Origin of the sequence: Stutzerimonas stutzeri, from assembly GCF_024448935.1 — a bacterium.
GTDB lineage: Bacteria > Pseudomonadota > Gammaproteobacteria > Pseudomonadales > Pseudomonadaceae > Stutzerimonas > Stutzerimonas stutzeri_AO.
In genome coordinates this window covers 1-4,175 of sequence record NZ_JAMOIE010000161.1, presented here as the reverse complement: position 1 = coordinate 4,175, position 4,175 = coordinate 1, and the positions used below count along the sequence as shown (strand labels likewise).

4 protein-coding genes are annotated in these 4,175 nt (G+C 58.4%); all 4 read right to left on the bottom strand.

Going from position 1 to position 4,175, the window contains the following annotated elements; translation table 11 throughout:
• Positions 1-89 precede the first annotated feature (89 nt).
• Entirely contained in the window at positions 90-1,112 is a 1,023-nt protein-coding gene (galE, locus tag NA637_RS24055) for a UDP-glucose 4-epimerase GalE (RefSeq protein ID WP_256075022.1), read from the bottom strand.
• A 2-nt stretch (positions 1,113-1,114) separates the two neighbouring features.
• Positions 1,115-2,161 carry a glycosyltransferase family 2 protein gene (locus NA637_RS24050; RefSeq protein WP_256075021.1) on the bottom strand — a complete coding sequence of 349 codons (1,047 nt, stop codon included), beginning with the start codon at positions 2,159-2,161 and terminating at the stop codon, positions 1,115-1,117.
• Positions 2,162-2,170: 9 nt separating this feature from the next.
• On the bottom strand, positions 2,171-3,616 hold the full coding sequence (locus tag NA637_RS24045; protein ID WP_256075020.1) for a mannose-1-phosphate guanylyltransferase/mannose-6-phosphate isomerase: 1,446 nt from the start codon (positions 3,614-3,616) through the stop codon (positions 2,171-2,173).
• A gap of 183 nt (positions 3,617-3,799) precedes the next feature.
• A partial coding sequence (locus tag NA637_RS24040) for an NAD-dependent epimerase/dehydratase family protein (RefSeq protein ID WP_256075019.1) occupies positions 3,800-4,175 on the bottom strand: 376 nt, incomplete at its 5' end.

The window sequence follows — 4,175 nt, the reverse complement described above, 5'->3', positions numbered from 1 at the left end:
GGACCGAAAAATAGATCTGTCCCCTTTTCCGGCAATGGGATTCTCCGGACAAGAGGCGCACAGGCAGATACAGGGTATTGGACCGGCCATCAACCCGCACGATAGCCATCAGGGTTACGCGACTGCCAATTCCATGTGTCGGCACACATCGCGTCGATATCCAGTTCGGCCTTCCAGCCCAGCAGCTCTTCGGCGCGTGAGGGGTCGGCGTAGCAGCTCGCAACGTCTCCAGGGCGCCGGTCGACGACCTTGTAAGGCACCGGCCTGCCACTGGCTCGCTCGAACGCCGAGACCATCTCCAAGACAGAATATCCGCGCCCCGCCCCCAGGTTGACGGCAAGGAACTCGCCCCGCTCCGCACGCCTCAGATAATCAAGTGCGGCCAGATGCCCCTTGGCCAGATCCATCACATGAATATAGTCGCGCACCCCGGTTCCATCGGGCGTTGAATAATCCGCGCCGAATACCGAAAGGCTTTCACGAGTTCCAGCGGCCACCTGGCTGATAAACGGCATCAGGTTATTCGGAACGCCAAGCGGGTCTTCACCGATGAGGCCGCTGGGATGCGCGCCAACTGGATTGAAATAACGAAGGCAGGCAATTCGCCAGTCGGGATCGGACAGCTGCAAGTCCTCCAGGATTTCTTCAACCATCAGCTTGCTGCGCCCATACGGGTTGGTAGCACCGCGAGGAGAAGCCTCGACAAGCGGAAGAGTCTCCGGGTTTCCGTATACCGTTGCCGAAGACGAGAAGATCAGGGTCTTGACGGCATGGCGGGACATGGCTTGCAGCAGGCAAAGTGTGCCGTTGACGTTCTTTTCGTAGTAGCTGAGTGGCTTGGCAACAGATTCGCCCACTGCTTTCAGCCCTGCAAAGTGAATGACTGCATCAAAGCGGGATTCTGCAAAGATCGAATCAAGCACGTCGGCATTACAGATGTCTGCCTCGATAAAATTCACCGAACTTCCACTCAATTGGCAGGCCCGATCCAGCGCAACGCGGGAACTGTTGGAAAGATTGTCGATTACGGTGATGTCGTGCCCTTTCTCAAGAAGCTGGATCAGCGTATGAGAGCCAATGTAGCCGGCGCCGCCTGTAACGAAGATACTCATTTTCATTTAAGGCTGTTCTGGTGAGTTGATTTAGTGGCTGAATCGATCTTGTTCTGCTCTTGCAGGCGAGGATCGGCTCGCAAGGTTCTGCTCAAGCGTTCCCGCTCTTGCTTCGAGAAGCAGTGCGAAACCTGTGAAATTGTCAGTTCCAGATGGCGGAGCAAATCAGCGTCGGGGCGTTCTGCTGAAGGCATGTGGAGCAGTTCTTCGGCATAGGTCAACAGCCAGTGCCCAGGCGGGTTGCCAAGGTGCCTGGACACGACAGAGATGCCGTCCAGTGCGACGGTGCGGCGCATTCTCATGGTGATGCAGTTCTCGTGCAGCCTGGAAGATGCCTGCACCGCCTCGATAAAGCCGATCCGTCCCGGAAAAGCCAAAAAGGCTCGCAGCCAATAATCAAAGTCGAACGCGGTTTTCAGCGAGGTATCCAGCGGGCCAAGCAGCAGCCAGAGCGAGCGTTTGAAGAACGCCGTGGGTTGGCAAATGAAGCAACCATCCCGAAATCGTTCGGCCCCCACGTCGGGGCGCTGGGTGGAATAGCGTTCAATGAACTCGCCCTTTTCACCTATGTGCTGGCCGTGCCCGTACACCATGAGGAGGTTGTTCGGGCTGGACAGCTCATGGGCCGCGCGCGAAATGGCGCCTGGGAGATAAAGGTCATCCGAATTCAGCCAGCCAATCAGCGTGCCCCGTGCTTGCCGCAATGCCTTGTTCAACGCATCCGCCGGCCCCTCGTCTGGCTCGGAAAACCAGCGTAGGCGGCTGTCGAGTGACTGATAGCGCGCCAGAATCTCCTGCGTGCCATCCGTTGAGCCGCCGTCAGCTACGATAAGCTCGATGTTCGGGTGGTCCTGATCGAGCACGCTTCTGATTGATTCGGAAATGAATGCCGCCTGGTTGAACGAAGGCATCACTATGGAAACAAGAGAGGGCAGCCCCGAGAGCGCACGGTGATTGGTTGATCGCATGAGGAAGTCAGTCGGCAAAATGGCTGATGGGATCGAATCCGAATGACGCGCGGCTGAAAGCAAACCGACCTTCAACCGCACGATGCATGCTCATTCGGTTCTTCCGTAGTTGTCCTCGAAGCGAACAATGTCATCTTCGCCAAGGTAGCTACCGGACTGCACCTCGATCATTTCAAGCGGCAACTTCCCCGGGTTTGCAAGACGATGCTTGATACCCAGCGGAATGTAGGTGGACTCGTTTTCGGCTAGCAGGAATGTCTCGCCCTCGCGGGTAACCTGGGCCGTGCCGGAAACCACGATCCAATGCTCGGCGCGGTGATGATGCATCTGCAGCGAAAGCACGCCGCCTGGGTTCACGACAATCCGCTTGACCTGAAAGCGCGCGCCGCAATCAATCGAGTCATACCAGCCCCAGGGGCGGTACACCTTGCGATGCGAGAGCGTGACCGCGTGATGGGCGGCCTTGAGCTGGCCCACAACATCCTTCACTTGCTGAATCTGGTGGCGGTCGGCGACGAGAACGGCGTCGGCCGTTTCGATGATGATCATGTCCTTGAGGCCCACCGTAGCCACCAGCCGCTGGCTGTGCACCAGCGAGTTCTCGGTGCCCACCGCAATGACTTCCCCGGTGAAGACGTTACCGGCGTCATCCTTGGCGCCGATCTCCCACAATGCGCTCCAGGCCCCCACGTCTGACCAGCCGGCATCCAGGGGAACGACCACCACCTCGGCCCCGCTGGCAGCGTCTGCGGTGAACGGCTCCATCACGGCGTAGTCGATGGAGTCCGATGGGCAGCTTGAGAAGGCTTCCCGCTCGGGCCTGAAGAAGTCGGCGTCCCGATTGGCCTGTATGAAGGCATCTTTGCATGCGGCAGAGATATCCGGGCGATAGCGGTCGATCTTTTCAAGCCAGACCGAGGCGCGCGCCACAAAAATCCCGCTATTCCACAGGTACTGGCCACTCTCCACATAGCCCTTGGCTGTTTCGCGATCCGGCTTTTCGACAAAGCGTTCAACCGTGAATGCCTCGTCTGAAAGGCTGTCGCCAAGGCGTATGTAACCGAAGCCGGTTTCCGGCCCCTGGGGCACGATGCCAAAGGTCACCAGCCTGCCTGCCGCTGCCAACGGCGCAGCAGTGTGTACAGCTTGCTGAAAGGCGTGTTCATTCCGGATGACGTGGTCGGCCGGCATGATGACCAGAATGGGATCGTCTCCATTCGCCTGCGCGCACAAGGCTGCCAGCGTAAGCGCAGGGGCCGTATTGCGCCCGCAGGGCTCGAGCATCAAGGTGGCCGGCGATACGCCAACCTGCCTAAGCTGCTCGGCAATCAGAAAACGGTATTCCTCGTTGCCAACCAGTATCGGCGGCAATAACTGCGCTGATGCCGTAGTGACTCCCTGCAAGCGCAGCGCAGTGGCCTGCAGCATCGAATGCTCGCCGGCGAGGGTCAACAGCTGTTTGGGATAGTTTTCCCGGGACAGCGGCCATAACCGCGTACCAGAGCCTCCGCACAAAATTACAGGCTGAATGTCCATTGCCTGTTTTCCTTTTTGGTCCATAAGTTGTTGGTCTTCCGAACGAAAAATTAGCTAAACCGCCAACAGTCGCGCTTCAAGAAGATGTCTCATGCAACCACTTGGCGACTGTCTGGGCCGGTGCCGCCAATGCCTCCGGCGACGAACATGGTCCTTAGCTCGCATCGACAAAGGGCGGCAATTTCACGCCCGGTACCGGTCCTGATTGTTCAGAAACCAGCCGTAGGCATCCCGTAGCCCTTCCTCCAACGAAATGCTAGCGATCCAGCCCAATGCAGCCAGGCGCGAGACATCCAACAGCTTGCGCGGCGTGCCGTCCGGCTTGCTGCTGTCGAACTTCAACTCACCCTGATATTCGGTGACCCGCGCAATGGTTTGCGCCAGTTCGCGAATGCTGCAGTCCACGCCAGTACCGACGTTGATGTGCGAAAGCATCGGCTGGGTATGGGCCTGGTAGGTTTCATCGTCCAGCTCCATCACGTGCACGCTGGCGGCGGCCATGTCGTCGACGTGCAGAAATTCACGCTGAGGCTTGCCACTGCCCCAGATCACCACTTCG